Below are 25,285 nucleotides of genomic sequence, written 5' to 3'. Positions count from 1 at the left end.
CAAGTGCCCCCTCACCCGGATTGCCAACCGAATTGCAAAGGGCAATTCGGGACAATCCGACCTCTCCCCGAGGGGAGAGGAGATCGCCAGCGTTGATGACAGCCTCTTCTCCCCTCGGGGAGAAGGTGGCCGCGAAGCGGCCGGATGAGGGGGCCTCTCATACGCGATGGCCCAGCTGACGAACGCTCTTCAATGCTTGATGCGATCCCTCATAGCGTACCACAGCATGCCGAGCACATAGAGCGGGCCGCGCAGCGCCGTGCCGCCGGGGAACGGCATCGGCGTTAGCGTCGAGAACAGATCGAGCCGAGAGGCGTCACCCGTGATCGCTTCGGCCAAAAGCTTGCCGGACAGCGTCGACAGGATGACGCCCTTGCCGGAATAGCCATGCGCGAAATAGACCTCGCCATAGTGCCCGACATGCGGCAGCCGCGACGTCGTCACCGACACCAGCCCGCCCCAGGCGTGATCGATGCGGCAGCCCTGCAGTTGCGGAAAGGTCTTCTCCATATGCGGCCGCACGAAGCCGGCGATATCGGCCGGCGGTGACGGCGTGTAGCGCTCGCCGCCGCCGAACAGCAGGCGTCCATCCGCCGACATGCGGTAATAGTTGACGACGAAGCGCGTGTCGGACACCGCGACATTGGCCGGGATGACATTGCGCTTGCCCTCCAGCGGCTCGGTGGCGACGATGTAGTTGCCGACCGGCATGATGCGGCTGTTGACGCGCGGCTCCAGCCCATTGAGCAGCGCATCGCCCGCCAGCACGACATGCTTGGCCCGGACCGAACCCTTTGATGTCGAGACCCGGATCGAAGGCTCGCGCTCCAGCCGCACGGCGACCGAATTCTCGTGGATGGTGACGCCGGCAGCAACCGCGGCGCGAGCGAGGCCGAGCGTGTAGTTGAGCGGGTGCATGTGGCCGCCAAGCGGCTCGTACATGGCGCCATGATAGGGCGTGTCGACCTTGCCGCGCGCTTCAGCCGCCGACAGGATTTCGGCATGCGGAAACTTCATCACCGTGGCCAGGCACTCGGCCTCTTCCTCGAGGTCCTTGAGATCGGAGCCGTTGACCGCGCCGACGAGATGACCGGTCAGCCTGAGATCGCAATCGATGGCGTGGCGCTCGATGATATCGAGCACCAGCCCGCGCGCCTCGAAGGCAAGGTCGAACAGCGCTTTTGCACGTTCGGGTCCATAGAGCTTGACCAGCCCCTTCGCGCCCTTGCGCAGGCCGGGGATCATCTGGCCGCCATTGCGGCCCGAGGCGCCCCAGCCGATCTTGCCGCCCTCGAGCAGCACCACCTTCAGGCCGCGCTCGGCGGCATGAAGGGCGGCGGACAGGCCGGTGCAGCCGCCGCCGACCACCACAAGATCGGCGTCGATGTCACCCTGCAAAGCCGGATGGTCCGGCGACGGATTTGCCGTCGCGACATAGTAGGATTTGCCGATATCCAGGCCGGAATTGAAGCCCATCATTACACCTTGAGCAGCAGGTGGTCGCGTTCCCAGCTCGTCACCACGCCCTGGAACAGGTCGAGCTCAACGCTCTTGACGCGAAGATAACTCTGGAAGAAATCCTCGCCGAGCAACGCCCGCACCGGCTCACACGCCTCGAAACGGTCGAGCGCCTCCTCCATGGTTTTCGGCAGCGTGCTCTTGATCTTGTAGGCATTGCCCGACGCCTCGGGCGAGCGCACCAGTTTCTGTTCGACGCCGAGATAGCCGGCAAGCAGCGAGCCGGCGATCGCCAGATAAGGATTGGAATCAGCACCGGGCAACCGGTTCTCCACCCGCCGCGCGGCGCGTCCACCGGCCGGCACGCGCAGGCCGCAGGAACGATTGTCATGCGACCATTCGATGTTGGCCGGTGCGCTATGGTTCGGCCTTATGCGTCGGAACGAGTTCACGTTCGGTGCGAACAGCGGCATGATTTCGGGGACATATTTCTGCAGGCCGCCTATGAAATGGCCAAACATCTCGGTATCGGCATCGTCGCTGCCGGCAAACAGCGTCTTGCCGGCCTCGTCGATGACCGACATGTGCAGATGCATCGAGCTTCCCGCCTGGGCCGCGATCGGCTTGGCCATGAAGGTCGCGTGCATGCCGCTCTGCTGCGCGGCCTGGCGCGTCAGCCGCTTGAACAGCAGCACCTTGTCGGCCAGCGGCAGCGCATCGCCATGCAGGAAGTTGATCTCAAGCTGCGCCGTACCCGATTCATGGATCAGCGTGTCGAGCGGCAGGCCGGCCGCCGCCGCATAGTCGTAGATGCGCCGGATCACCGGCTCGAACTCCTCGAGCCCGGCCATATCGTAGGGATGCTGCACGGTCTCGGCGCGGCCGTTGGCGCCAATCGGGGCGGTCAGCGGGCGGTCCGGATCGGGATTGAGCGCGGTGAGATAGAATTCCACCTCGGGCGCCACCACCGCTCGCCAGCCGCGCTTGGCATAGAGGTCGAGCACGGCCCTTAAGACATGCCGCGGCGAGGCCATCCAGGGCCGGTTGTCCATATGGAACGCATCGGCGAAGACATAGGCCTTGCCGGCGCTGGCACCGGGCGCCAGGCAGAGCGTCGAGACGTCGGGCACCATGCGCATGTCCGGGTCCGAATAGGCAAAACCCTCGTCGATCGAGCCGGAGTAGCGGCCATCGATGCTGACCAGGAAAGCGCTGCTCGGCAGATAGAGCGCGCGATCTTCCAGCGCCTGGAGGAATTTGGCCGTCGGCAGCGCCTTGCCGCGCAGCACGCCATTCATGTCGGGCACCAGGCACTCGACCTCGTTGATGCCGTGCTGGGCCAACCAGGCCTTGGGATTGTCGCTGCTGGAGAGCGAGGTATTCGTGATTTTGTCAGGCATTTCGTTCATGTCCGTATCAAAGAGAGTATGGCTTGCGCGGCCACATCCGTCCCAGGTTTCAGCGCCATTTGGGCTGCATTGTCCTTCAGGCGGGCGCGCATGGCATCGTCGGCCAGCAGGCCGAGAATGGCTTTCTCCAACACTCCTTCGGTCCAGGCGTCACGGCCGATATGGTCACCGACGCCGGTTTCTCCGGCGCGGCGCGCATTGTCGTGCCCATCCCAGCAATAGGGCATGATCAGCGACGGCACGCCGAAGCGCAGCGCCTCGCAAAAGCTGTTGTTGCCGCCGTGGTGGATGAACAGGTCCGACTTCGCCACCACCGATGGCTGCGGAAACCAGGCGTCGAGATAGACATTGTCGGGCACCGCGCGATAGGCGTCGCGCAGGCCGCCGGCATTGACGATGAAGCGCGCCGGCAGCCTGTCGAACACCGCCAGCATGCGCTCGATCAGGCCGACATCCATGGCGCCGAGGCTGCCGAAGCTGACATAGACCAGCGGCCCGCCATTGCGCGGAAACACCGGCACCTCGAACGGCCCCTCCGACCTCACGCAGCCTTCGAGATAGACGAAGCGCGTGGGATCGAGCGGTTCGGCGCGCTCGCGGCGCACGATCGATGGCGTCAGCAGCAGATTGAGGTCGGGCGAGGCCTCGAGGAACTGACCCTTCGGCAGCGGCCCCAGTCCGGCATCCGCCCGGAAACGGTTGAAGCGGTCATGCGCCGGTGCCGAGGCGCTGAGATAGCGGGCTTCGAACGCCGCGCGTTGCGGGTCGTCCACGCCGAGCCCCGACAGATAGGGTGGCACATTGGCATCGGGAAGCTCGGTCTCGGCGCAGGAGACGACGCGCACCCAGGGACAGCCGGCGGCGGCGATCGCCGGAAACATGATGACATTGTCGAGCACCACCGCATCCGGCTTCAGCCGTGCCAGCAATTGACGCAGCGGCGCCTCGGCATTGACTGCCGTGTCGACGATCGCTTGCCAGGTCGGCGCGACATAGGTTTCCAGTTGGTCGATCGGGCTCAGCCTGAAATGCGGCAGGTGCCGGCGCACAAAGGCCTGCCAGTAACTCTGGCGTTCGCTGTCGCTCAGCGGCTCGTCGGTCGGCAGCTGGTATTCCTGGAAACCATAGTCGGCAAAGACGCCGGAGAAGCCAGCATGGCAGATGAAGACAGGCCGGGCTCCCTTGGCACGCAATGCCTGCGCGATGCCGACGCAATTCAACGCCGCGCCGAAACTGGCTTCGGGGAACAGCGCGATGGTCGGGCTGGCTTTACGCGTCAATTAATCCTCGTCAATCCGGCCGGCTAATCATGCCGAACAGGGCGGGCGCCCCGCGACTGGCCGCTTGCGGTCGCTGGTTGCGGGAGAGCCGCAGGTGGATGCGAAGCAGATCGGCAGCCACCTCATACTGCAGGCTTTCAAGATGGTCGAGTATAACAAGGTGTTCGCGCAGCGATTGCCGCAACCGGAAGACGTTGACGCCGGCATAGATGCCCGGCAGCCGGCGCAGCCTGAGGTGATCGGCGAGCGCGTCGGCCACGAAGCGGTTGGCGCAGCCTTCGGCGAGCATGCCGTGAAAATCGATGTCCAGCCGCTGGAACTCGCGGGTGTCGAAGGCGGCGTCCGGCAGCGCAACCAGCGCTTCCATGCCCTGGCGCAACGTCGCCGCCCGCGCGCCGTCCAGCCGGAAGCCCGGCGTCAGAATGGCCGCGGGCTCCAGCAGCAAGCGGAACTCATAGCTGTCGCCTTGCGCCTCCGGATCGTCGGGCGTGCGCCGAAACAGCCAGGATTGGCCAGGCGCACGGTCCAGAAGATTCTCTTCTGTCAGTTTGTTGAGCGCTTTTAGTACCGTCTTGCGCTCGGCACTGTACCGCCGCATCAGCCCCGCGACGGTCACAGTCTGGTCCAGCCGCCGCGCCGACCGGTCGCGCAGGATCGCCTCGGCCAGCTCGTCCTCCTCGGCGGCGGGCAGTTCCGTGGCGACTGAAGCCTGCGCGGTGAGGTCGATCGCCAGATGATACCCGGAATCCGCCTCCCAGCGAACGACACCCCGTTCCGCGAGTAGGCCAAGAGCCGCCCGCACCGGCGTGCGCGAGACATTGCACAGCGAGGCGATCTGCTGCTCCGGCAAGCGTGCGCCGGGCTCAAAACCGCGCTGCCGCGCCACATCCAGGATGCGCTGCGCCAGATCGAGATGGTTGGTGCGAGGTCGTCGGGCTACGGCTTGCATGACTGGTCTCGTGGAAAACGACATGACCGCATTGATTTGACCGATCGCCAGCGTGGACGCAATCGGCCAGATTCCTCGGTCGCTTGACAAATTATGGATTGACGTACTTTTTTCTGCAATAGTACTGTCAGGACAATCGGCGAGAAAAAGACCGAGGGAACAGGATCGAGGCAGCGGCACGGGTCGCAAGCGTTGGTCCGGCGAATGAAATTCGACGATCAACCGAAATGGGAGTCTGTCATGATCGCTACCAGCCTGCGACGCCGTGCGCTGAAAACATCTTCGATCGCACTTGGCCTGGCCTTGGCGCTGTCCGCGCCGGCGCTGGCTGCCGACCTCGTCATTTCCAACTGGGACGGCTACATGGCGCCCGACGCCATGGCCGCCTTCAAGACCGCAACCGGCGTTTCGGGTGAAGTGGTCGTGCACGCCACCAACGAAGAAATCATGGGCAAGCTGATCGCCGCCGGCGGCAAGGGCTATGACGTGGTCTTCGTCTCCTCGCCCTTCGCCGAGGTGCTGAACAAGCTCGGCCTGACCGAGCCGATCGACCACGCCAAGATCCCGAACCTCACCAATCTCTATCCCGAGGCAACCAAGCTGCCGCACGATGTCGGCAATGCCTTCTCCGTGCCCTACACCTGGGGCACCACCGGCCTCTGCTATCGCTCGGACCTGGTCAAGACAGCGCCGACCAGCTGGAGCGACCTGCTCGCCCCTTCCGATGACCTCAAGGGCAAGACCACCATGCTGGCGACCGACCGCTGGCTGCTGGCCGCCGGCCAGCTCGACAAGGGCTATTCTGTCAACGAAACCGACCCGGCCAAGATGGCCGAGGTCAAGAACCTCTTGATCTCGGCCAAGAAGACCCTGCTCGCCTATGACGACACCACCTTCTATTCCAAGCTGGTGTCGGGCGAGGCGCTGATGGTGCAGGCATGGGACGGCTGGTGCAATTACGGCATCGCCGAAAAGCCCGAGATCAAGTACGTCATCCCCAAGGAGGGTTCGGACCTCTGGGTTGACACGATGGTGGTGATGAAGGCCTCCGCCAACAAGGACGCCGCCTTCCAGTTCATCAACTTCATGCTCGACGCCAAGAACCACGCCTGGGCGGCGCAGAACATCGACTACAAGGTGCCGAACAAGCCGGCCATGGAAAGCCTCCCGGCCGACTTCCTGGCAAAATTCCCCAACATGGCGATGCCGGTGGCCGATCTCGTCAAGTTCGAACAGCTGCGCGACGTCGGCGACGCCCAGCGCGACTATTCGAAGATCGTCAGCGAGATCAAGGCCGCGCAGTAACTACCCGTCATTTCAGTTACTGGAATCAAGCTTGCGTTCCTTCGCGCCCCCCTCTGGCCTGCCGGCCATCTCCCCCTCCAGGGGGGAGATTCGCTGGCTTGCAGGCTTTCGCCAATCTTCGGCGCAGCACCCCCTCATCCGGCCGCTTCGCGGCCACCTTCTCCCCGTTGGGGAGAAGAGGAAGGCGCTGGCGCTGGCGACCTCCTCTCCCCTTGGGGAGAGGTCGGATCGCCCCGAATTGCTCTTCGCAATTCGGTTGGCAATCCGGGTGAGGGGGAAGCTGCCGGGACACCACTTCGATGCCGTTGAGACGATCGGCAGGGGTGCAGCGTGACGCGACCCTCCCGCTCCTCCCTGCTGACGGCCCCGGCGCTGGTCTGGCTGACTGCGTTGATGGTGGTGCCGTGCGTGCTGGTGCTGGCGCTCGCCTTCTTCCGGCGCGGCATCTATGGCGGCATCGAATACACCTTCACGCTGGAGAATTTCGGCCTGGTCTTCGACCCGCTCTATGCGGGCATTTTCCTCAATTCGGCGCGCATCGCCGGCACCGCCACCCTGATCGCGGTGGTGATCGGCTATGCCGCCGCCTACGCGATATCGGCGGCACCGCGCCGGCTGCAGCCGGTGTTTCTGTTCTTCGCCGTGCTGCCGTTCTGGTCCAACTATCTGATCCGCACCTATGCCTGGATCGTGCTGCTCAACCGCGAAGGCCTGATCACCCAGCTGCTGCGCTGGTTCGGCTACACCGGCGAACCGCCCTCGATGCTCTACACGGAAGGCGCCGTCATCGCCGGCCTGGTCTACAACTATTTGCCCTTCGTCATCCTCGCCTGCTACGCGCCACTGTCGAGGCTCAACCCGGAACTCGCCGAAGCCTCGCGTGACCTCGGCGCCTCGGCCGCCACCACATTCCGCCGTGTCATCCTGCCACTGACGGTGCCAGGCATTGCTGCCGGCGCGGTGTTTGTCTTCGTGCTGTCGATCGGCAATTTCGTCACCCCGGCGCTGCTTGGCGGCGGCCGCTTCCAGATGATCGGCAACCTCGTCTACGACCAGTTCCTGACCGCCAATGACTGGCCTTTCGGGGCGGCACTCGCCATGGCGCTGATCGCCATCATGCTCCTGGTGCTGATGGCGCAGGCACTGGCGGCAAATCGCGCCTCGGGCCACACCGCGCAAGCCGGCGGAGACACCGATGGCTGAGCGCTCCCCCGCGACGCGGCGCACGCTCTGGCTCGTGCTCAGCCTGGTCTTCGCTTTCCTCTACATCCCGATCGCCGTGCTGGTGGCGCTGTCCTTCAACGAAGGCGGGCTGCCCACGGCTTGGTCGGGATTCTCACTGAAATGGTACGTCTCGCTGACCTCGAACAGCGCCATCCTCTCCGCCGCCCTCAACACACTGATCGTGGCGCTGGTCTCGACGGCCATCGCGACCTTACTCGGCACGCTACTGGCGATCGGCGTCGAGATGCGCCGGCAATACGGCAAGGGCCTCGAGGCGCTGATCTTCGCGCCGATGATCATTCCCGACATCGTGCTGGCCATTGCGCTGCTCTCGTTCTTCTCCATGCTCAATTTGACCATGGGCCTGCACACCATCATCCTCGCCCATGTCGTCTTCAACCTCGCCTTCGTCTGCTCGGTGGTGCGCGCGCGGCTGAAGAGTTTCGACTGGTCGATCGTCGAGGCGTCGGCCGATCTTGGCGCCTCTGCCATCACGACCTTCCGGCGTGTGACTCTGCCGGTCATCGCGCCGGCGGTCATCGCCGGTGCGCTGCTCGCCTTCACGCTCTCGGTCGACGAGTTCATCATCGCCTTCTTCACCGCCGGCGCCGGCCGCGCCTCGACGACGCTGCCGATGCAGATCTACGCCATGATCCGCTTCGGCATCACGCCGGAGATCAACGCGCTGGCAACCATCGTCATGGCGGTCTCGATCACCGCGCTGACCCTATCGCAGCGGCTCAACCGTGGGATTATTGGTCAATGAGCGAACCTCGTACGCTTTTGGCCATCGACAAAGTGTCGAAGAATTTCGGCCGGGTGACGGCCGTCGACGGCATCTCGCTCGACATCAGGGAGAACGAGTTCTTCGCTTTGCTCGGACCATCGGGCTGCGGCAAGACCACGCTGCTGCGCATGCTAGCCGGTTTCGAGACGCCGAATGACGGGCGCATCCTGCTTGACGGCCGCGACATTGCCAAAACGCCGCCCAACAAGCGGCCGGTCAATCTGATGTTCCAGTCCTACGCGCTGTTCCCACATATGAGCGTCAGGGCCAACGTGTCCTACGGCTTGGAGATGGAACGTTTGCCGGCGTCAGAAATCCGCTCCCGCGTCGACGCCATCCTGGCAACCACGGAGCTCGTCGCCTTCGCCGACCGCAAGCCGGAGCAATTATCGGGCGGCCAGAAGCAGCGCGTCGCGCTCGCTCGCGCCCTGGTCAAGCGCCCCCGGCTGCTGCTGCTCGACGAGCCACTCGGCGCGCTCGACAAGAAGCTGCGCGGCGCCATGCAACTGGAATTGAAGCGCCTGCAGCACGAGGTCGGCATCACCTTCGTCATCGTCACCCATGACCAGGAGGAGTCGCTGGTCATGGCCGATCGCATGGCGGTGCTCAGGGATGGTAGGCTGCTGCAATGCGACACCCCGCACGCGATCTACGAGCACCCCGCCGACCGCTTCGTCGCCGACTTCATCGGCGTGATGAATTTTGTGCCGGGCAAGGCCACAGCCGATGGTGTGGTGGCCGTCAATGGCGTGCGCATATCAGGCAAGGTCCCCGCCAAGCTTTCATCTGGCGCGTCCGCTGTCGCATCGGTGCGGCCCGAGCGCATCCGGCTGTTCCCATCAGCGGAAACCGCCAATCGCACCACCGGCACGGTCGAGGCGCTGGCCTATCAGGGGCTGGACCTGCAACTGCATGTCCGTACGCCCCTGTCACCAAAGCCGTTCCTGGTGCGTGTCACCGCCGAGGCCGCCGACCGTAGGCCGGTCTCATCGGGCGACCAGGTCGAACTCGGCTGGGACGCCGCCGATGTCAGAATTTTTGCAGAATAAGAGGAGAAGCTTGATGGCGCAGAAGACGATCGCGTTTTTTCCAGAAGCGGCCTACGGCCCGGCGCTCAATTCCGTCGGCATCGCCCAGGCGGTCGAGGCGCGCGGCCACAGAGCGGTGTTCCTGTCCGACCCCGGCTTCGTCGATGTCTACAAGGGCTACGGTTTCGAGGCGCATCCGGTGAACCTGTCCGAGCCGATGCCGCCCGAGCAGATGGCCAAGTTCTGGGAGGATTTCATCAACGGCCACATCCCGAACTTCCGCAAATCGCCCTACGACCAGGTCAACAACTACGTGAAGGATTGCTGGACGGCGATCGTCGACAGCGCCAAATGGGCGCAGAAGGATCTGCCGCGCGTTCTGGCCAGCATCAAGCCGGATGTCATCTGCGTCGACAACGTCATCTTGTTCCCGGCGATCAAGCAGTTCGGCAAGCCCTGGGTGCGCGTCATTTCCTGCTCGGAAAACGAGATCGAGGATGAGGACATCCCGCCGCATCTGTCGGGCTGCGGCGAGAACGACCATGCCGGCCACCAGCGCTACCGCGACCATTTCAACGCCGTCATCAAGCCGATCCATGACGACTTCAACAGCTTCCTGACCGCCAACGGCGAGGCGCGCTACCCGATCGGACAGTTCTTCGAGGCCTCGCCCTATCTCAACCTGTTGCTCTACCCGGAAGCGGCAAAGTTCAAGCGCCGCCATCCGCTCGACCCGGCCAAGTTTCAGTATCTCGAAGGCTGCGTGCGGCAGGAGAAGCCGTACACGGTACCGACCTTCGCGAAAAACAATGACGGGCCGCTGCTCTATGTCTCTTTCGGCAGCCTGGGTGCCGGCGATGTCGAGCTGTTGAAGCGCATTATCGCGACGCTGGGCAAGACTCGCTACCGGGCGCTGGTCAATGTCGGCGGCTACAAGGACCAGTACACCGACGTCCCTGGCAACGTCATCGTGGAGGGCTGGTTCCCGCAGCCCTCGGTGATCCCGCAGGTCGACGCGGTGATCCACCATGGCGGCAACAACTCGTTCACCGAGTGCCTCTATTTCGGCAAGCCCGCGATCATCATGCCCTATGTCTGGGACGGCCACGACAACGCCACCCGCGTCGAGGAAACCGGCCACGGCTTCGGCATGCCGCGCTACGACTGGACCGATGCCGAGCTGATCGCCAGGATCGAAGCCTGCCTGAGCGACCCGGCGATGAAGGCGAAGCTGGCGAAGACCTCGGCACGGATGCATTCGCAGAACGGTCCGGAAAAGGCGGCTGGGTTGTTGGAGAAGTTGCTGTGACCTCCTCCGCACCACACCTCCACCAGGCCTCGACCCGCACCGATCTCGTCGACTGGGGCGTTCAACCCGACGCATTGGAAGGCGCTTCGCACTCGACCGGCAAACTCGTGCACAAGGGCCCGAACAACCAGCCGGAATCCGGTATCTGGGTCTGCACGCCGGGCCGCTGGCGGCTCAGCATCCCGCGCGATGAATTGTGCCATTTCGTCGCCGGCCGGGCGACTTACCGGTCGGATGTCGGCGAAGTGATAGAAATCTCAGCCGGGACCGTGGTGATGTTTCCCGCAGGCTGGACAGGCGAATGCACCGTGCATGAGACCATGCGCAACGTTTACATGCTGGCCTGATCCACGGAGTTTGACGATATGCCGACACCGCACTGGCCGAAGGCCTCGAGCGTGGAACTGGAGGATTGGGGCGCGGGCAGCAACACGCTGGCCGGTTCGCCGTGCGCCGCGGGCAAGATCCTGTCCCGGAACCCGGACGGATCGAGCGAATGCGGCCTGTGGTCATGCACGCCGGGCACGCGCAAGGTCACCTTTGCCGCCGACGAGTTCTGCCACTTCCTCTCGGGGCACGGCACCTATGTCCACGAGAACGGCGAACAGATCCCCGTCGAAGCCGGCACGCTGGTGTTCTTCCCCGCCGGATGGACCGGCATCTCCATCATCACGCAAACGCCGACCAAGGCCTTCATGTGCCGCTGAGCACTTTTTCAAGGAAATCGACAATGACCACACCCATCATGAGATCCCCGCTCGCCATGTCAGACCTCGTCGACTGGGGCGTCATCCCGACCATGATCGAGGGTAAGTCCCACACCTCGGGCAAGCTGCTGCACAAGGGGCCGGAAGGCCGCTCCGAATGCGGGCTTTGGGTCTGCACGCCAGGCAAATGGCACTGCCATGTCACCCGCGACGAGTTCTGCCACTTCCTCGAAGGCCGCTGCACCTACGTGCATGAATCCGGCGAAGTGATCGAGATCGAGCCGGACACGGCAGCGTTCTTTCCGCAGAACTGGAAGGGTGTCTGCACCGTCCATGAGACGATCAAGAAGGTCTACATGATCCGCTGAGCGGACCTGAAAGGATGTCCATGGATTTCTCAGCTGATCGGCCGGCTTTCTTCGTCAATCCGGATTACCGGCCGATGACCGGCGCGAACAAACCGGTAATCGATCCGGCGACGCTCGAAATCGTCGGCACTATCTCGGCCGCTACCGACGGCGAGATCGACGCTGTGCTCACCGCCGCGACCAAGGCGCAGGCCGCCTGGAAAAAGCTCGACGCCAAGAGCCGTGCCAAGCATCTGCACGCCGTCGCCAACGCCATCGAAGCAGCCGACTTCACCCGCTGCGCAGAGCTGATGGTGCGCGAGATGGGCAAGCCCTACCCCGAGGCGATCGGCGAGATCGCCAATTGCGCGCCGATCTTCCGCTACTATGCCGAGATGGCGCGCGACGACGCCGGCAAGATCGCCGGCACGACGCAGGCCGGTTCGTTCCAGTACGCCCGCTACGAACCCTACGGCGTCTCCGTCCACATTATGCCCTACAATTTTCCGATCCTGCTGATGTGCTGGACGGTCGCCGCATCACTCGCCGCCGGCAATGCCTGCATCATCAAGCCGGCCGAGGCGACGACGCTGTCGACGCTGGACTACATGACCGTGTTCCGCTCGCTGCCGGAAGGGCTGGTCTCCTGCCTTCCGGGCGACGCGGCGACAGCGCAGGCGTTGATCGCCTCCGACCGCACCCATGCCGTCGCCTTCACCGGCTCGGTCGCCGCCGGCAAGGCGGTGGCGGTGGCCTGCGCCGAACGCATGAAACCGTGCGTCATCGAGGCCGGCGGCAGTGATCCGCTGATCGTCAGCGAACACGCCCCGCTCGAGGTGGCGGCGACCGGCAGTGTCACCGCCGCCTTCCACCTCACCGGCCAGGTCTGCACTTCGGCCGAGCGCTTCTTCGTCGTCGATGCCGTGCATGACCGCTTCGTCGAGCTGTTCGCCGAGAGGACGCGGACGCTGCGCATCGGCAACGGCATGGACAAGACCGAGATCGGCCCACTGGTCAGCGAAAGCGCGCGGACAAAGGTGATGCGCCTTGTGGATGACGCCATTGCCCATGGCGCCAAGGCGGTCACCGGCGGCCGCATCCCGCCGGCACACAACACCGGCTGGTTCTACGAACCGACGATCCTGACGGGCGTCACCCCTAATATGGCCATCGTGCGCGAAGAATGCTTTGGGCCGGTCGCCGCCATCTGCCGGGTGAAAGATTTCGACGAGGCGATCCGGCTTGCCAATGACAGCCCGTTCGGGCTCGGTGCTTCCGTCTTCACCACCGATCTCGCCGAAGCCCACGAGGCAGCCGAGCGACTCGAGGCCGGCATGGTCTGGGTCAACAATCCGCTGATCGACAATGACGCCCTGCCCTTTGGCGGCTGGAAGGCCTCCGGCCTCGGCCGCGAGCTCGGCCGCCAGGGGCTGGATGCGTTCCGCCGCTCGAAGATGGTGATCATCGACCACAAGCCGGCGATCCAGGACTGGTGGTATCCCTACCCCGACAGCTGGTTCCGCGAGACCGGCGGCCGCAAGCACGTATGAGAGGAGCAGCGCGGCAAGGCGCGCTGCTCGATATGAGCTTATGCCTCGATCGCTTCGACCAACGTGCGCGAGACGGAAGCAATCACAGCGTTGCGCTTGGTCAGGCTCTGTTTCGTGCCCGTCAGGTAAACCGACATCAAGATAGGATTGCCGGAAGCCGGCCAGATGACCGCCGCGTCATTGGTACTGCCACGGTCACCGGTGCCGGTCTTGTCGCCGCACCTCCAGCCCTTCGGCAGCCCGGCCCGGATGCGCTCATCGCCGGTCTTGTTGGCCACCAGCCATTCGACAAGCTGCGCCCGGCTCTTGTCCGACAGGCTGTTGCCGAGCGCGAGACGCTCGTAGTCCTCAACCATGGCCAGCGGCGAGATCGTATCACGCTCGTCGCCTGGCAGCGACTCGTTCAGCTCCGGCTCGATCCTGTCCAGTCTGCTCACACTGTCGCCGATCGAACGCAGATAGGCCGTCAGCTGCGGCGGTCCGCCAAAGGACTCCAGCAGCAGATTGGCCGCGCCATTGTCGCTGACCGTCACGGCGGCCTCGCAAAGCTGCGCCACCGTCATCTCGCCGCCGGCAAACTTCTTGGTCGTCGGCGAATTGGCAATGATGGCGTTGTGCGGGATCTTGATGCTGCGCTCGAGCTGCTCGATGCCGCCATCGACACGATGCAGGATGAGCGCCGCCGCCAGCGTCTTGAAGGTGCTGCACATCGGAAACAGCTCGTTCTCGCGATAGCCGAATTGCGCGCTCGTTCCAGCGATCCGGCAGGCCACGCCAAGCCGGCCGCCGCTTTTCGCCTCGATCCGCCTTATTTTCGGCAAGACCTCATCAAATTTTGTCGGGCTCGTTGCCGCCGTCGCGATCGCGCCAAGGGTGACGGGGGCCGCCAGAACCACCGCGAGACCACTGATGAAACTGCGTCTGCTTGTCATTTCCACACTCTCTGTTGCCCCGCGCCGCAGAACTGGACCGGATACGACACCATCGCAAACGAGTTAACATCGCCCCCGCCACGAGAAAAACTAGGGCTCGACCAATGAAGCGATCGCACCTTCCGCTGAACGGCTTGCGCGCCTTCGAGGCCGCCGCGCGTCACCTCAGCTTCACCGGCGCCGGGCTCGAACTGCGCGTCACCCAGGCGGCCGTCAGCCATCAGGTCAAAGGCCTCGAAGAGGTTCTTGGCGTCAGGCTCTTTCGCCGGCTTCCGCACGGGCTCGCTCTGAGCGAGGAGGGCGAGGCGCTGCTGCCCGTATTGAGCGATGCCTTCAACAGGATCGGCGTCACGCTCGACCGCTTCGAGGGCGGCCGCTTCCACGACATCGTCACTGTCGGCGTCGTCGGCACTTTCGCCTCGGGCTGGCTGATCCCGAGATTACCTGTGTTCCACCAGGCCTATCCGGATATCGAGCTACGCATTTCGACCAACAACAACCGGGTCAATCTCGCCGCCGACGGCCTCGACTTTGCCATCCGCTTCGGCGACGGCTCCTGGCAGGGAACCGACAACACACCGCTGATGCCCGGCTCGTTCTCGCCGGCCTGCGCGCCCGATATCGCGGCGCGTCTGCGCGATCCATCGGATCTCGCGCGCGAAACGCTGCTATGCTCCTACCGGGAAGACGAATGGCTGCGCTGGTTCGAGGCGGCAGGGCGCCATTGCCCACCCATCAAGGGCATCGTTTTCGACTCGTCCGTCACCATGGCCAACGCCGCCGTCCAGGGCGCCGGCGTGGCGCTGCTGCCGGTTTCGATGTTCAGCCGTGAGCTCCGTTCCGCTGAATTGGTCCAGCCTTTCGGCTGCACGGTCGATGTCGGCAAGTACTGGCTCTCAGCGCGGCGCAGGCGGCAGAACTCGCACGCGATGACGATCTTTGCCGATTGGCTGAAGGCTGAGACGGCCGCTCTACGAAGCCAGCCCGACCACGGCCGTTAAACAGCAATGCCGCCGGGGCAAGACCCGGCGGCATCTTCTTTGACTGGTCACTGCCGTTTCGGCGGCAAGTCGTTACGGCGTCGTTTCCGTCTGCATCGTGGCGGCCGTCTGGTCGATCTTGTCGGCAAGGACGCCCTGGGCCCAGGCCGTGACCTCGTCGTCGACCGGCTTGTTGGCCATGTCCGTCAGCGCCGCGTCGAGCGATGCATCATCGGTGCCCTCCGTTGCCGCAGCAGCCGCCGCGTTGTCGGCAGCGACCTCGGCCTGCAGAGCCGCGATCTTCCCAGGCAGGGCCGCCTGATCTTCGGGCGACATGGCGGCAATCTGATCGGGTGTCAGCGCCGTCAGGGCGTCCAGTTCGGCCTGGGCGGCGGCCGCTGTAGCCTGGGCGACCTTGGCTTTCGCGGACTGCGTCACGAATGCCTGAATGGCAGCGAACTTTTTGCTCTTGGAGTTCATGTAGGCGTTGATGTTGCGCTGCAGCGAGTTCAACCGGCCGAGTTTGGCGTGGATGTTTTTCTCCTTGGGCACGGCCGAGACCTTTGTGGTCGTGTCGACCGTGGTGCTGTCCGCCTTTGCCGCCCGCCCGGGAGCCGACGACGACTTGCCGTGCGAAGCGCCGCTCTTGCCACTGCCATTGCCGCCGCCGTTACCGCCAGCATTGCCACCGCCGTTCCCGTTGCCGCCGGCATTGCCACCGCCATTGCCGCCGCCGTGCCCGTTGCCGCCGGCTCCGGCGAGCGCCGGAGACGCCAGAAGCGCCAATGCGGCAAGCGCCGCGAACAGAGTCTTTCGGTTCGTCATGGTAACCTCCTCGGGGAATCGCCACCCTCGCCCGACCGCTAGGCGACCGTCGTATGAGAAATCGCTAATTGTACAGAGTAAACTTTAGACAAATGCCGTCTCAATACGCGAGCCGGCAACCAGCCGGCACCATAAACCTTTGATATCAAATACAAATCAATCTTCTCAGATCGCCATGGCACTGAAGTCCCACGTCGGCCAGACTATAGTCCTGCCGCCGAGCAGCGGCACGGGTAAAAGTCGTGGCGTAGTATATCGGAAAGGCTTTGAAACACGGGACGTCCATAACGAAAGCACAGGTCTCAGCCGATGCTTTCGCCCCCATCGATCACCAGCGCCTGGCCGGTCATGAAGGATGAGCGGTCGGAGACGAGGAACAGGATCGCCTCGGCGATCTCATCGGCGCTGGCCCAGCGCCCCATCGGTATCTTGGTGCGGACATAGTTTTCGATCGCCTCGCGTCCACCCATCTGGGCGATGAACGGCTCGTTGAACGGCGTGTCGACCCAGCCGGGACAGAGTGCGTTGACGCGGACATTGTGCCGGGCGTAGTCGAGCGACATCTGCCGCGTCATTGCCACCACCGCATGTTTGGAGGTTGCGTAGGCGATCATCTCGCGGTCGTAGAACACGCCCGAATTGGAGGCGGTGTTGAGGATGACACCGCCGCCTCGTGCGACCATCGACGGCATGACCATCCTGGCCGCCAGGAACTGCGCCCGCACATTGACCCGCCACGAGGCATCCATGCCGTCGACTTCGACTTCAGTCAGCGTGCCGCCGACCTGGATGCCGGCGTGATTGTGCAGGATGTCGATCCGCCCATGCCTGTCGAGCGTGCCGGCAATGAGTTGCCCGACCGCCGCGTCATCAGCGACATCGGTCGCGATTGCCTCGGCCTGCCCTCCCGCTGCCCGAATGTCCGAAGCTGTTGCTTCGCCGGCGGCCTGATCCCTGTCGGCGATGACGACCACCGCGCCTTCCCTGGCCATGGTCATGGCGCCGGCGCGCCCGATGCCGGAGCCGGCGCCTGTCACTACGGCGATGCGGTCTTTGAGGATCATGACGCAGCTTTCAGTTTGACGGTTTGCGTTGGCGCAACTGCCATTGGGCAAGCACCACAAGCAGCACGGAGGCGACGAGGACGATCGTCGCGATGGCATTGATTTCCGGCGTCACGCCACGCCGGATCGAAGCGAAGACATAGATCGGCAACGTCGTCTGTGCGCCGGCGACGAAGAAGGCGACGATGAAATCATCGAAGGAGAAGGTGAAGGCGAGCAGGAAGCCGGCGACCACCGCCGGCAGGATCTGTGGCAGGACGATGCTGCGAAACGTCGTCAACGGCGTGGCGTAGAGATCACTCGAAGCCTCGACCAGATTGCGGTCGAGGCTGCCGAGCCGGGTGCCAACGATCATCGTCACCAGCGCCATCGAAAACAGCCCATGTGCCGCAATGATGGAACCGTAGCCGAGCGCCAGGCGCGGCGGCTGGCCATCCGGCCAGATCGAGGCGAGGAACGGGTTGACGACGCCAAAGAGCTGGACGAGCGCAACCAGCGTCGAAATGCCGATGACGACACCCGGAACGACGATCGCGGCCCCGAGAAGGGCATCGAAAACCGCGCGGGTTCTGACGCTGACACGCGCCAGGCCGAGTGCGGCCGCCGTGCCGCACAGCGCCGCCAGCGAAGCGCTGGTGGTGGCAATGAACAGGCTGTTCTTCAGCGCCTCGACCAGGAACGGGTTCGCCAGCGCCTTGCCGTACCATTGCACCGAAAAGCCGGTGAACTCGCTGGCATGGTGACCGGCGTTGAAGGAGAACAGCACGACCAGCGCGATCGGCAGATAGAGGAAGGCAAAGACGGCAATGACAAAGGCGCGCATCAGATCAGGTCCACCCGGCGCGCGCCCGAAACCCGGGTCGAGATGCGGTTGGCGGCAATCAGCACCACCACCGAGACCAGCACCAGCGTGATCGCGATGGCCGATCCGAACGGCCAGTTGCGCGACTGCAGGAACAGGTCGACCAGCGCGTTGCCGATGAAGAACACCTTGCCGCCGCCGAGCAGCGTTGGGATCAGATATTCGCCAAGCAGCAGGATCATGACCAGCGAGAAGCCGGTCATCACGCCCGGCAGCGACAGCTTTAGGGTCACACCGAGGAAGGTCGATAATGGCGTGGCGCCGAGATCGGCTGAGGCTTCCAGCAGCCTGCGATCAAGCCGTTCGAGGCTGACATAGATCGGCAGGATCATCAGCGGCAGATAGCCATAGACGATGCCGAGCAGCACCGCGCCCGGCGTGTTGATCAGCCTGACGTCCTCAAATCCGATATAAGCAAGCAATGCCGGAATGCCGCGTCCGCCCAGCACGTACATCCAGGCATAGGTCCGCATCAGAAGGCTGGTCCAGAACGGGATGACGACCAGCGCCAGCAGGATCAGCCGCCAGCGCTGCGGCGCGCGCAGGGCGAGGTAATAGGCAACCGGGTAGGCGACGAGAAGACAGGCGAGCGCTCCCACAGGCGCCAGCACCATCGTGTTCCAGAAGGCGGTCGCCCGCGCCGGAAGATTGGCATATTGCGCGAAAGTGAAGGCCGCCTGATAGCCGCCTTCCGGCGCCCGTTCGCCGACGCTGAAGACGGCGATGGCAATGAACGGCAGCACCAGAAACACCACCAGCCACGCGGTCGCTGGACCGAGCAGCATGGCGGTCAGAAGATTCTTGCGAAGACGGCTGCCGTGCATGGAGAGATTGCCCCGGTACCGGCGGGCATGACCCGCCGGTCAAGTTTGTCTGAGTCGAATTGAGGCCAGCTGCTCAGGCCGACTTGAAGCGCGCCATCAATTCGGCACGGCCGGGGTCGGTCAGCGTTGCCGCCGCGCCGAATTCCAGCGGCGTCAACAGGTCCGCCGCCGGATAGAGGATCGGATTGTCGAGCACCTCCTTCGGCAGCAGCTTGTTGACTCGCGCATCGGTCGAGGGCGCACCATTGGCCAGGTGCTCCTTCACCGCCACCTGCGGGTTCATCAGATAGTTGAGCAGAGCGTAACCTGCGGGCTTGTTCGGCGCATCCTTCGGAATGGCGTAGAAATCGGTCCAGATCTCGCCGCCTTCCTTGCCCAGCACATAGGCGATCTCGGGAATGTCACGATGCAGCTGGGCGCCGTCGTTCGTCCAGCACATGGTCATCCAGGCGTCACCCGCGCGCATCCCAGGCTGGTAGTCGGATGAGACCGCGAACAGATGCGGCTTGACCTTCAGCAGCAGTTCCTCCGCCTTGGCGAGTTCGTCCTGCTTGAGCGAGTTGAACGAGTAGCCGTAATATTTCAGCGCATTGCCGATCGTGGTCAGCTGGTAGTCATGCACCATGGTGCGGCTGTCGCCTTCGGCCATGGCGGTGTCCCAGAATTCCTTCCAGCTCGTCATCGGCTTGGTCAGCTTCTTGGTGTTGACGGCAAAGCCGGTGGTGCCCCAGTTCTTCGGTACCGCATAGGTCACCGCATCGATCGTGCCTTCCCCAGTGAAGCGTGGATCCTCCTGCGAGCCGTCGAAGTTCGGCAGCTTCGCCATCTCCAGCGGCTCGATGATGCCGAGCTTCTTGTAGGTCGAGATCGTGTAGTTGGTCGGCACGAAAAGGCTCCAGCCCGAGGCGCCGGCCTGCAGCTTGGCCAGCATCTCCTCATTGGAGCCGAACACGTTGACCTCGACGGCAACGCCGGTGTCCTTTTTGAAATTCTCGAAGGTCGCCGGGTCATGATAGTTCGGCCAGGTGGCGATCGACATGCGGTCGCCAAGGCTTTCCGCGGCGAAGGCCGGTGTCGGCATGATGCCGATCTCGCGCGCCATCACCGCCGTCGCAATGCCAAGGCCGGTGAGGCCAAGGAAATCGCGGCGGCCGATCGAGCCGCGCTTGAGGCGCATCAACTGGTCGACGAAATTCTCGGGGCTTATCGGCAGTCCGTCACGATATGATTTCGACATGTTTATCTACCCTCTGGTTGGTCCCGTTGTTCTTGGTGTCCGGAAACGCCAGCGGCGTTCCGGAGGCAAAGCCGATGGCGACGGGTTCACCCGGCTTGAAGAGATTGCCGTGGCCGATCAGATGGTCGGCCTTGGCGAGCAGCGTTCCGATACCCTGGACCTCGATCGCGTATTCCGCTGTCGAACCCAGGAAAATCCGGTTGCGGACGATGCCCTTGAACCGGCCACTTTCCGGCGCGCCGAGACTGAACGATTCGGGGCGAAGGCTGACTGAAACGGCCTCGCCCTGCTGCAAGGCGGTCCGCTTGCGCGCCGCAATCACCGTGCCATCGGCAAGCGTTACCTCCACCAGATCGCCGGTATGCCCGGCGACGGTGCCGCTCAAGAGATTGGTCTTGCCGACGAAGTCGGCGACGAACAAATCGGCCGGCTCGTCATAGATCTCGCTCGGCTGCCCAAGCTGGACGATGCGGCCGCCATTCATGACGCAGACGAAATCGCTCATCGACAGCGCTTCCTCCTGGTCGTGGGTGACCAGCACGAAGGTGATGCCGATCTCGCGCTGCAGGTTCTGGAGCTCGATCTGCATGTCGGTGCGCAGCTTCTTGTCGAGCGCCGCCAGCGGCTCGTCGAGCAAAAGCACGGCCGGCTTGTTGACCAGCGCGCGCGCCAACGCGACCCGCTGCTGCTGGCCGCCTGACAGTTCGTGGATCTTGCGGCGGCCATAGCCGGCGAGCCGCACCATTTCGAGCGCCTCGCCCGCCCTTGAGGATATCTCGCGTGACGACAGCCTTGGCCGCGCCTGGCGCAGCCCGTAGGCGACGTTGTCCTCGACATCGAGATGCGGAAACAGCGCGTATTGCTGGAACACCATGTTGACCGGCCGCCGGTAGGGCGGCGTGCCGGCCATGTCCTGGCCGCGAATGAACACCTTGCCTTCGCTCGGCTGTTCGAAACCGCCGATCATGCGCAGGCAGGTGGTCTTGCCGCAGCCGGAGGGACCGAGCAAGGCAACAAAGGCGGAAGGTGGCACGGCGAGATCGATGCTGCTCACAGCCGTCACGCTGCCATAGCGCTTGGTGACGCCGCGAAACTCGATGTCGGGCACTGCGGTCAAAGGCTGCGGGCTCCAGCGACAGGGCAATTTCAGAACGCTACCAGAGCCAATGCCGGCTAGTATATACCTCGCAGGTGGTATATCTGATCTATTTTCTCGTTTAAGGGGGTATGGATTGTCCCGCAGCGACGAATACAGCCAGCTCGCCACGCTCGTCGCGGCGACGCGGGAGACGAGCGGCGACCTGTTCGGCAAGGCGCTGGTCGACTGGCTGCGGCTCCATGTCAGTTTCGATCACTGCGTGGTCTTCGGCTATCGCGGCGCCTCGCGCCCGCCGCTGCTGTTCGAGACCTTTTCGCCGGCCGAAAGCCACGTCTTCGTCGCGCTCTATCAGGAGGGGCCGTATCTGCTTGACCCGTTTCACCACGCGGCGGTCGAGCGCAAGGAAGGGTTCTGGCGCATGCGCGAACTGGCGCCGGACCGCTTCTATGCCAGCGAGTATTTTCGCTCCTACTACAGCCAGACCAGACTGGCCGAGGAGGTCGGCTTCTTCGTGCCGCTGCCGGGCAAGGATGCGCTGGTGCTGTCGCTGATGCGGCTGCGCGCTTCAGGCCCGTTCGGCACCGCTGATGCCAGATTGTTGCGCGACATGGCGCCTGCGGTGATCAGCTTCATCAGGTTGCGCTGGCCTGCCCTGGCGACCGACGAACCGGCAGAATTGAAGCAGGACGAGACGGTAGCGCCGGTCAACGAATTCGACCGTGCCCATATCTGGAAGAGCCTGTCGCTGACGCCGCGCGAAAAGCATGTCGTCGATCTGGTGCTGCAGGGACACTCCACCGAATCGATCGCCAGGGCGATGCGCATCGTGCCGGGAACCGTGAAGGTTCACCGCCGCAACATCTACCGCAAGCTCAAGATCAAGTCGCAGGCCGGTCTGTTCGCGCGCTTCGTCGAGATCATCGACGCACGGATCCGGTAATTCCCCTAACCGCCGGCTTCCCACGACCCGGCCCCGGCCATCCGCTTTAGTAGCGGCGCGACGAGGAACACATCCCTGCCTGTCCGCTGATGCCAGTAATCGAGCCGCTCGACGATCTTGGCCGGACCTTCGAGGCCAGCCCAGAACATCGGCCCACCTCTGCCGATGGGAAAACCGTAGCCGTTGACCCAGACGACATCGATGTCGGACGCACGGGCCGCTATGCCTTCCTCCAGGATCTTCGCGCCCTCGTTGACCAGGGGATAGAGCGTGCGCTCGATGATTTCTTCCGCGCTGATCGCACGCGGCGCGATGCCCTTCTCGGCAGCCTTGTCGCGGATCAGCGCTTCAACCTCGGGATCCGGCACCGGCGTGCGCGCGCCAGCCTCGTAGAGATAGAAGCCCCGGCCGGTCTTCTGGCCGAAACGTCCTTGTTCGCACAGCGTGTCGGCGATCACGGCTGTCTGGCCGCGTGCCTTGCGGTTGCGCCAGCCAATGTCGAGGCCAGCGAGATCGCCCATCTGGAACGGCCCCATCGGCCAGCCGAAATCGGTGAAGGCCTGGTCGATCTGGCTGGGTGTCGCACCCTCCAGCAGAAGCGCTTCCGATTCCGAGCCACGCGCCGCCAGCATGCGGTTACCGACGAAGCCGTGGCACACACCGACGACAACGGCCACCTTGCCGATCCGCCGCGCCAGGTCGACGACGGTCGCCAGCGCATCGGGCGCGGTCTTGTCGGCCCGCACGATCTCCAGCAGCTTCATGACATTGGCCGGCGAGAAGAAATGCAGGCCGAGCACATCCTGCGGCCGCGAGACCGAGGCGGCGATTTCGTTAATGTCGAGATAGGAGGTGTTGGTGGCAAGGATCGCGCCCGGCCTGGCCACCGCATCGAGCTTGCCAAAAACCTCCTTCTTGACCGCCATGTCCTCGAACACCGCCTCGACGATCAGGTCGCAATCGGCGAGATCGGCATAGTCGGTGGAGCCTTCGAACTGGGCGAGGCGCTCGCGCTTGGCATCTGCCGTCAGCGAGCCGCGCGTGACGGACACCGAGTAATTCTTGTCGATGGTCGCCAGTCCGCGCTGCAATGCCTCATGGCTGGTTTCCAGCAAGGTCACGGGATAGCCGCCATTGGCGAAAGCCATAGCGATGCCGCCGCCCATCGTGCCGGCCCCAATGACTCCGACACGCGCGATCCGGCGCTTGACGATGTCCTTGCCGGGAAGCTTTGCCGCCTCACGTTCGGCGAAGAACAGATGGCGCTGCGCCCGCGACTGGTCGCTGGCAACGAGCTTGACGAACAGCGCACGCTCCGCCACAAGCGCCTCATCGAAGGGCAGCGTGATGGCATTGCGCACCGCCTGCGCGCAGGCGATCGGCGCCTCGAGCCCCCGCGCCTTTTTGGCGAGGTCCGCGGCCTCGGCGTCGAAAGCCGCGAGGTCGGTTTCCCTAAGCCGGTCGTCGCGGTCGCGCACCGGCGTGAAGGGACCACCCTTGCGGGCTATCTCCCTGGCGAAGTTCACGGCATGCGTGGTCAGATCGCCTTCGAAGACGGCATCGACGAGACCGGCGGCATGCGCCTCGGTCGCACCGATCGGCGCACCGGAAACGATCATCTTCAAGGCCTTCAGCGCGCCGACCAGGCGCGGCAACCGCACTGTGCCACCGCCACCCGGCAACAGGCCGAGCTTCACCTCCGGCAGGCCGAGTCTGGCGCCGGCATCGGCGACACGGAAATGGCAACCGAGCGCCAATTCCAGCCCGCCGCCGAGCGCGGTGCCGTGGATGGCGGCAACCGTCGGCTTGGCGATGGTCTCCAGCGTCGCCACGATGGCGCGCAGTTCGGGTTGCTGCATCGGTTTGCCGAATTCAGTGATGTCGGCGCCGGCGACAAACGTCCGGCCGGCGCAAGCAATGACGATGGCCGCGACCGAAGCATCATCCCGCAGCTCAACCAGCGCCTGCATCAGCGGTTCGCGGACATGAAAACTCAGCGCGTTGACTGGCGGATTGTCGATGGTGACGATGGCGACATCGCCATCGCGGTTGACCCTGAGGAAATCGGACAAAACAAAACCTCCCAGCACTATTCAGCGGCCGTGGCCGCGCGAACCGGATTTACAGCGCCATGACGCGGATGGGAACCGGATGCCGGCCTGGCACAACGATTACAAGCCTTGAAAGTGTATGGCGCTGGCAGCATGACGAAGGCGGAGGCTAGCGCAGCGCCTTCTGTCCGCCCGCCGCGGTAATGACGCCAACGATGATCAGCCCCGTTAGCAGCAATCGCACCCCGGCACTCACTCCAAACGTGTTGAGCATGGTCAACAACAGCACCAGGAACAGCGCCGCGCCCCACACGCCGGGGACATTGGCCTTGCCGCCAGCCACCGACGTGCCGCCAATGACGACGACGGCGATCGAGGCCAGCAGATATTCATTGCCGATATCGACATTGGCGCCCCGGAAATAGCCGGCGAGCAACGCCCCGTCGATGCCGCCGAGCGCGCCCGACAGCGTGTAGGTGAGGAAGCGGATGCGGCCGACATTGACGCCGGCCAGCCACGCGGCGCGGATGTTCTGGCCGATCGCCAGCACCGAGCGGCCATAGATCATGCGCTGCAGGGCGATGGCGGCACCGATGGTGAACAGCACGGTGAGGATCGCCAGCACCGGAATGCCCAGCACCTGCCAGTTGGCGAAATCGGCGAAGCCCGGCGGCGGCTTGATCTGCAGCCCGCGGCCATAGCTGATGTCGATCGACTGGATGATGAAGCTGGCCGACAAGGTGGCGATGATCGGCGGAATGCGCAATGCCCAGATCAGCAGGTAGTTGACGGCGCCGACCGCAGCGCCGCAGGCAAGCGCCGCCAGCAGCCCAAGCGCGATCATGGAATCGTTGCCGTCCATCACCTTCATGGCGACCGCGCTGGCGAGGCCGATATTGGCCGGCAGCGACAGGTCGACATTGCCCGGTCCGAGCGTGATGACGAACATCTGGCCGACACCGACGATGACCGTGAACACCGCCAGCGACAAGGCGGCGGTCACCATGCCGCCGGCGCCATAACCGCCGGTGAAGGCGATCGTCGCCAGCCACACCAGAAGCGCACCAAGGAACGACCAGATCCAGGGTTTCGTCAGCAGCGATTTCACCGATGTCATC

At 64.1% G+C, this 25,285-nt stretch carries 24 protein-coding genes; 11 read left to right on the top strand and 13 right to left on the bottom strand.

Annotation, left to right across the window (positions count from 1 at the left end):
• Positions 1 to 189: 189 nt before the first annotated feature.
• Genes C8D77_RS14880 through C8D77_RS14865 form a run of 4 tightly spaced genes read right to left on the bottom strand, consistent with a single transcriptional unit; the run spans position 190 to position 5,318 of the window.
• Positions 190 to 1,479, bottom strand: coding sequence for an NAD(P)/FAD-dependent oxidoreductase (locus C8D77_RS14880; protein ID WP_109664122.1), 1,290 nt, complete (start codon positions 1,477 to 1,479; stop codon positions 190 to 192).
• Positions 1,479 to 2,858 (bottom strand): glutamine synthetase family protein, encoded by a 1,380-nt coding sequence (locus tag C8D77_RS14875; protein ID WP_109665365.1) that lies wholly within the window; start codon positions 2,856 to 2,858, stop codon positions 1,479 to 1,481. The genes C8D77_RS14880 and C8D77_RS14875 overlap by 1 nt, the downstream gene beginning before the upstream one ends.
• Before the next feature lie 5 nt (positions 2,859 to 2,863).
• Positions 2,864 to 4,147, bottom strand: a complete 1,284-nt coding sequence (locus C8D77_RS14870; protein ID WP_109664119.1) for a nucleotide disphospho-sugar-binding domain-containing protein — start codon at positions 4,145 to 4,147, stop codon at positions 2,864 to 2,866.
• Between the two features lie 10 nt (positions 4,148 to 4,157).
• Positions 4,158 to 5,318, bottom strand: a complete 1,161-nt coding sequence (locus tag C8D77_RS14865; protein ID WP_245951788.1) for a GntR family transcriptional regulator — start codon at positions 5,316 to 5,318, stop codon at positions 4,158 to 4,160.
• Positions 5,319 to 5,336: 18 nt separating this feature from the next.
• On the opposite strand from C8D77_RS14865, the gene C8D77_RS14860 reads away from it, so the two are divergent.
• The 9 genes from C8D77_RS14860 (at position 5,337) to C8D77_RS14820 (ending at position 13,353) form a co-directional block, all read left to right on the top strand.
• Entirely contained in the window at positions 5,337 to 6,401 is a 1,065-nt protein-coding gene (locus C8D77_RS14860) for a polyamine ABC transporter substrate-binding protein (RefSeq protein ID WP_109665362.1), read from the top strand.
• Positions 6,402 to 6,794: 393 nt separating this feature from the next.
• On the top strand, positions 6,795 to 7,604 hold the full coding sequence (locus C8D77_RS14855) for an ABC transporter permease (RefSeq protein ID WP_109664111.1): 810 nt from the start codon (positions 6,795 to 6,797) through the stop codon (positions 7,602 to 7,604).
• Positions 7,597 to 8,391, top strand: a complete 795-nt coding sequence (locus tag C8D77_RS14850; protein WP_109664106.1) for an ABC transporter permease — start codon at positions 7,597 to 7,599, stop codon at positions 8,389 to 8,391. The genes C8D77_RS14855 and C8D77_RS14850 overlap by 8 nt, the downstream gene beginning before the upstream one ends.
• A complete protein-coding gene (locus C8D77_RS14845) occupies positions 8,388 to 9,461 on the top strand; it encodes an ABC transporter ATP-binding protein (RefSeq protein ID WP_109664103.1) in 1,074 nt (357 codons plus the stop codon). Before C8D77_RS14850 ends, C8D77_RS14845 begins: the two co-directional genes overlap by 4 nt.
• Positions 9,462 to 9,474: 13 nt before the next feature.
• Complete coding sequence (locus tag C8D77_RS14840) at positions 9,475 to 10,749, top strand: glycosyltransferase (RefSeq protein WP_109664100.1); 1,275 nt, start codon at positions 9,475 to 9,477, stop codon at positions 10,747 to 10,749.
• Positions 10,746 to 11,096 (top strand): cupin domain-containing protein, encoded by a 351-nt coding sequence (locus tag C8D77_RS14835; protein WP_109664097.1) that lies wholly within the window; start codon positions 10,746 to 10,748, stop codon positions 11,094 to 11,096. Before C8D77_RS14840 ends, C8D77_RS14835 begins: the two co-directional genes overlap by 4 nt.
• An 18-nt stretch (positions 11,097 to 11,114) precedes the next feature.
• Positions 11,115 to 11,456, top strand: coding sequence for a cupin domain-containing protein (locus tag C8D77_RS14830; protein WP_109664093.1), 342 nt, complete (start codon positions 11,115 to 11,117; stop codon positions 11,454 to 11,456).
• Between the two features lie 23 nt (positions 11,457 to 11,479).
• Positions 11,480 to 11,824 (top strand): cupin domain-containing protein, encoded by a 345-nt coding sequence (locus C8D77_RS14825; RefSeq protein ID WP_109664089.1) that lies wholly within the window; start codon positions 11,480 to 11,482, stop codon positions 11,822 to 11,824.
• Between the two features lie 20 nt (positions 11,825 to 11,844).
• Positions 11,845 to 13,353, top strand: a complete 1,509-nt coding sequence (locus C8D77_RS14820) for an aldehyde dehydrogenase family protein (protein ID WP_109664086.1) — start codon at positions 11,845 to 11,847, stop codon at positions 13,351 to 13,353.
• Positions 13,354 to 13,391: 38 nt separating this feature from the next.
• On the opposite strand, the gene bla is transcribed toward C8D77_RS14820, so the two are convergent.
• A complete protein-coding gene (gene bla / locus C8D77_RS14815) occupies positions 13,392 to 14,285 on the bottom strand; it encodes a class A beta-lactamase (protein ID WP_109664083.1) in 894 nt (297 codons plus the stop codon).
• 104 nt (positions 14,286 to 14,389) lie between these two features.
• Between bla and C8D77_RS14810 the strand changes: the two genes are divergently transcribed.
• On the top strand, positions 14,390 to 15,286 hold the full coding sequence (locus C8D77_RS14810; protein WP_109664079.1) for a LysR family transcriptional regulator: 897 nt from the start codon (positions 14,390 to 14,392) through the stop codon (positions 15,284 to 15,286).
• A 72-nt stretch (positions 15,287 to 15,358) separates the two neighbouring features.
• Here C8D77_RS14810 and C8D77_RS14805 read toward each other — a convergent pair whose 3' ends face one another.
• The 6 genes from C8D77_RS14805 to C8D77_RS14780 all read right to left on the bottom strand — a co-directional run bounded on the left by C8D77_RS14805 (position 15,359) and on the right by C8D77_RS14780 (position 21,194).
• On the bottom strand, positions 15,359 to 16,090 hold the full coding sequence (locus tag C8D77_RS14805) for a hypothetical protein (RefSeq protein ID WP_109664074.1): 732 nt from the start codon (positions 16,088 to 16,090) through the stop codon (positions 15,359 to 15,361).
• 302 nt (positions 16,091 to 16,392) lie between these two features.
• On the bottom strand, positions 16,393 to 17,154 hold the full coding sequence (locus C8D77_RS14800) for an SDR family NAD(P)-dependent oxidoreductase (protein WP_109664069.1): 762 nt from the start codon (positions 17,152 to 17,154) through the stop codon (positions 16,393 to 16,395).
• 10 nt (positions 17,155 to 17,164) lie between these two features.
• A complete protein-coding gene (locus tag C8D77_RS14795) occupies positions 17,165 to 17,977 on the bottom strand; it encodes an ABC transporter permease (RefSeq protein WP_109664066.1) in 813 nt (270 codons plus the stop codon).
• Positions 17,977 to 18,840 (bottom strand): ABC transporter permease, encoded by an 864-nt coding sequence (locus C8D77_RS14790; protein ID WP_109664060.1) that lies wholly within the window; start codon positions 18,838 to 18,840, stop codon positions 17,977 to 17,979. Before C8D77_RS14790 ends, C8D77_RS14795 begins: the two co-directional genes overlap by 1 nt.
• A 73-nt stretch (positions 18,841 to 18,913) precedes the next feature.
• Positions 18,914 to 20,077, bottom strand: a complete 1,164-nt coding sequence (locus C8D77_RS14785) for an ABC transporter substrate-binding protein (protein ID WP_109664056.1) — start codon at positions 20,075 to 20,077, stop codon at positions 18,914 to 18,916.
• Complete coding sequence (locus C8D77_RS14780; protein ID WP_109664051.1) at positions 20,058 to 21,194, bottom strand: ABC transporter ATP-binding protein; 1,137 nt, start codon at positions 21,192 to 21,194, stop codon at positions 20,058 to 20,060. The genes C8D77_RS14785 and C8D77_RS14780 overlap by 20 nt, the downstream gene beginning before the upstream one ends.
• 115 nt (positions 21,195 to 21,309) lie before the next feature.
• Between C8D77_RS14780 and C8D77_RS14775 the strand changes: the two genes are divergently transcribed.
• Positions 21,310 to 22,116, top strand: coding sequence for a response regulator transcription factor (locus C8D77_RS14775; protein WP_109664047.1), 807 nt, complete (start codon positions 21,310 to 21,312; stop codon positions 22,114 to 22,116).
• A gap of 5 nt (positions 22,117 to 22,121) precedes the next feature.
• Here the strand turns inward: C8D77_RS14775 and C8D77_RS14770 are convergent, their stop codons facing one another.
• Both C8D77_RS14770 and C8D77_RS14765 read right to left on the bottom strand, forming a co-directional pair.
• Positions 22,122 to 24,188 carry a 3-hydroxyacyl-CoA dehydrogenase NAD-binding domain-containing protein gene (locus C8D77_RS14770; protein ID WP_109664042.1) on the bottom strand — a complete coding sequence of 689 codons (2,067 nt, stop codon included), beginning with the start codon at positions 24,186 to 24,188 and terminating at the stop codon, positions 22,122 to 22,124.
• Between the two features lie 148 nt (positions 24,189 to 24,336).
• Positions 24,337 to 25,284, bottom strand: a complete 948-nt coding sequence (locus C8D77_RS14765) for an ABC transporter permease (RefSeq protein WP_109664038.1) — start codon at positions 25,282 to 25,284, stop codon at positions 24,337 to 24,339.
• Position 25,285: the final 1 nt, after the last annotated feature.

Origin of the sequence: Mesorhizobium loti (assembly GCF_003148495.1) — a bacterium.
Classification (GTDB): domain Bacteria; phylum Pseudomonadota; class Alphaproteobacteria; order Rhizobiales; family Rhizobiaceae; genus Mesorhizobium; species Mesorhizobium loti.
This window is presented reverse-complemented; position numbering and strand designations above follow the sequence as displayed.

Coding starts and splice junctions, on each gene's coding strand:
- C8D77_RS14880 (WP_109664122.1), bottom strand. CDS start 1,479: ATGATGGGCTTCAATTCCGGCCTGGATATCGGCAAATCCTACTATGTC.
- C8D77_RS14875 (WP_109665365.1), bottom strand. CDS start 2,858: ATGCCTGACAAAATCACGAATACCTCGCTCTCCAGCAGCGACAATCCC.
- C8D77_RS14860 (WP_109665362.1), top strand. CDS start 5,337: ATGATCGCTACCAGCCTGCGACGCCGTGCGCTGAAAACATCTTCGATC.
- C8D77_RS14855 (WP_109664111.1), top strand. CDS start 6,795: ATGGTGGTGCCGTGCGTGCTGGTGCTGGCGCTCGCCTTCTTCCGGCGC.
- C8D77_RS14850 (WP_109664106.1), top strand. CDS start 7,597: ATGGCTGAGCGCTCCCCCGCGACGCGGCGCACGCTCTGGCTCGTGCTC.
- C8D77_RS14845 (WP_109664103.1), top strand. CDS start 8,388: ATGAGCGAACCTCGTACGCTTTTGGCCATCGACAAAGTGTCGAAGAAT.
- C8D77_RS14840 (WP_109664100.1), top strand. CDS start 9,475: ATGGCGCAGAAGACGATCGCGTTTTTTCCAGAAGCGGCCTACGGCCCG.
- C8D77_RS14830 (WP_109664093.1), top strand. CDS start 11,115: ATGCCGACACCGCACTGGCCGAAGGCCTCGAGCGTGGAACTGGAGGAT.
- C8D77_RS14825 (WP_109664089.1), top strand. CDS start 11,480: ATGACCACACCCATCATGAGATCCCCGCTCGCCATGTCAGACCTCGTC.
- C8D77_RS14820 (WP_109664086.1), top strand. CDS start 11,845: ATGGATTTCTCAGCTGATCGGCCGGCTTTCTTCGTCAATCCGGATTAC.
- bla (WP_109664083.1), bottom strand. CDS start 14,285: ATGACAAGCAGACGCAGTTTCATCAGTGGTCTCGCGGTGGTTCTGGCG.
- C8D77_RS14810 (WP_109664079.1), top strand. CDS start 14,390: ATGAAGCGATCGCACCTTCCGCTGAACGGCTTGCGCGCCTTCGAGGCC.
- C8D77_RS14805 (WP_109664074.1), bottom strand. CDS start 16,090: ATGACGAACCGAAAGACTCTGTTCGCGGCGCTTGCCGCATTGGCGCTT.
- C8D77_RS14800 (WP_109664069.1), bottom strand. CDS start 17,154: ATGATCCTCAAAGACCGCATCGCCGTAGTGACAGGCGCCGGCTCCGGC.
- C8D77_RS14795 (WP_109664066.1), bottom strand. CDS start 17,977: ATGCGCGCCTTTGTCATTGCCGTCTTTGCCTTCCTCTATCTGCCGATC.
- C8D77_RS14790 (WP_109664060.1), bottom strand. CDS start 18,840: ATGCACGGCAGCCGTCTTCGCAAGAATCTTCTGACCGCCATGCTGCTC.
- C8D77_RS14785 (WP_109664056.1), bottom strand. CDS start 20,077: ATGTCGAAATCATATCGTGACGGACTGCCGATAAGCCCCGAGAATTTC.
- C8D77_RS14765 (WP_109664038.1), bottom strand. CDS start 25,284: ATGACATCGGTGAAATCGCTGCTGACGAAACCCTGGATCTGGTCGTTC.